The sequence below is a fragment of the Vibrio sp. M260118 genome (assembly GCF_036533755.1).
In the GTDB taxonomy this organism is placed as follows: domain Bacteria; phylum Pseudomonadota; class Gammaproteobacteria; order Enterobacterales; family Vibrionaceae; genus Vibrio.
Genome location: NZ_JATABG010000487.1, coordinates 1 through 2,131 on the forward strand (window position 1 = coordinate 1; position 2,131 = coordinate 2,131).

Annotated in this window: 1 protein-coding gene, 1 tRNA gene and 1 pseudogene; 1 reads left to right on the forward strand and 2 read right to left on the reverse strand. The window is 44.2% G+C overall.

What is annotated here, in order from left to right; genetic code table 11:
• Positions 1-147: 147 nt before the first annotated feature.
• Positions 148-987, forward strand: a pseudogene (locus tag QTO00_RS18700) (IS5 family transposase); the annotation flags it as partial.
• A gap of 380 nt (positions 988-1,367) precedes the next feature.
• Here the strand turns inward: QTO00_RS18700 and QTO00_RS18705 are convergent.
• Both QTO00_RS18705 and QTO00_RS18710 read right to left on the reverse strand, forming a co-directional pair.
• A tRNA-Ser gene (locus tag QTO00_RS18705) sits at positions 1,368-1,455 on the reverse strand.
• Positions 1,456-1,600: 145 nt separating this feature from the next.
• Complete coding sequence (locus tag QTO00_RS18710; RefSeq protein WP_331426109.1) at positions 1,601-2,050, reverse strand: L-alanine exporter AlaE; 450 nt, start codon at positions 2,048-2,050, stop codon at positions 1,601-1,603.
• Positions 2,051-2,131 lie beyond the last annotated feature (81 nt).

The following is a 2,131-nucleotide window of genomic DNA, read 5'->3' on the forward strand; positions in this document are numbered from 1 at the left end:
TTACAACGCTCAGGTTGGCGAGACTTACGCCATGATCAAAGCACTGAACAAACTTACAGGGCTTGGTATGCCTGAAACTCAGTATATTGTATAAAAGTCGCTCAACTTTAGGAGGTTTGGTTTCTCGTCTGAATTACGCAACAAAGCCTTGATGAAGAGGCAATCCAATACTGGAAACAGGTCAAGCAAGGCAACCGTGGAAGACCTCGTTTGTTTAGTGACTTAGCCATTACGACGGCTCTTATGGTCAAACGGGTATTTTCAATGCCGTTGAGAGGCCTGCAAGGATTCATCAACTCTGTTTTCAAGCTTGCTCAACTGCCATTGTCATGCCCTCATTATTCATGCATTAGCAAACGAGCCAAAACGGTCAACGTCGCGTTCAAGCCAAAAACTAAAGGAGCCATCCAGCAGTTAGCCTTTGATGCGACTGGTCTGAAGGTCTACGGCGAAGGCGAATGGAAAGTCAAAAAGCATGGTACTGATGGGAAGCGTAGAGTCTGGAGAAAGCTACATTTGGCGGTCGATACAAACACGCATGAAATCATTGCCGCTGAATTAAGTTTATCGAATGTAAGCGACGGAGAAGCACTTCCAAACTTACTCAAACAAACTCGCCGAAGAATCAATGAGATATCTGGCGATGGTGCTTACGACACAAGGTTGTGCTACGAAGCTATTCGCGTCAAAAATGCTGTTCCGCTTATTCCTCCTAGGGAAGGCGCAGCCTTCTGGGAGCGAGGTCATCCCCGCAATCTAGCGGTCGGTTGTCAGAAGCTATATGGTTCAAATAAGCATTGGAAAAAGAAGTACGGCTACCATAAACGTTCTCTCTCAGAGACGGCGATGTTTCGTGTGAAGAAACTGCTCAGCGGTACATTAAGTTTAAGAAGTTACAATGCGCAGGTTGGTGAGACTTACGCCATGATAAAAGCGTTAAATAAGCTGACAGGGTTAGGTATGCCTAAAACAGTCGTAATAGCGTAACAGCTAGTCATTTTAGGCGCGTTTTTAACTAAAACCGAGTAAGGAAACAAAGCCCCCTGAAGTCGTCATAAATTGACTTAACTTCGTCAATGGTAGGGCTAGAAAGCTGAAGAAGTCGATTAGCTAAATCAGAAGCCAACCTAACAGCAGTGAGGTAATCTCTTGTTTTTAAACTCAGAGTTGGCTGGTGGTGCTTGCCATTATTCCTAATGCTCCACCGAAAGGTATAGACACCTGTTCTACTGGTAAAAAAGGTACAATGCTTTGCGTGAAGGAAAGCGATGATTCGATAGCATGTGTTAGCTCCAGTGTGGGCTGCTGCTATCTTGTAGAACCTTTAGATATGAAAAAAGGCCTGATAAATCAGACCTTTTAGAATGTGGCGGTGAGTGAGAGATTCGAACTCTCGATACGTTGCCGTATACACACTTTCCAGGCGTGCTCCTTCAGCCACTCGGACAACTCACCGAATCAGATTGTGGTTAGTTTCGTAAACTAACGAGGCGCTAATTTAATGATTCTATTAGGTTAGGTCAAGCCAAATTCCTAAAAAAAGCGCGGCTACAGAGTTGTTTGGTTACTAACTAGCTAATTCGAGCGCGAAAGCGTCAATTTACGCTTTTTGGTAGTAGCCAGGAACACGGAACCACTTGCGGCACATATCTAGGAAGTAGCCATATAGAACGCCCATGCCGCATGAAACTACGGCGTTTGAAGCAACGGCAGTAACGATTTGATCGGTAGAGGCACCGACAGTAAACAAAATTGCTGCATAAACTGGAGATTGAAAAAGAACATACGCTACCAAGTCAGAAATGTTCTTCATTACCCCTGTATTAGATACACGAGCCCCCTGGCGAAGCATAAAGTCACGAAATAGCCCATAAGGCCACGCAATGGCGATGTTCACTGGAATAGAAAGTGTTCTCGAAGCTAAAGATTGCTCAAAGGTCATACCTGAAACAAAAACCTCAATAATCATTCCAGAAATGAAACAGAAAACTACCATTGCAAACGTATCAGCGGCGGCATTACGAATGCAGAAAGGTCCGCGAGAACTCATTCTTACCTCAACACAAATAACCAGAAACAAACAAAGAACATGAAATTAAAAACCACACCAGCAACACCAGTGCAGTTTATG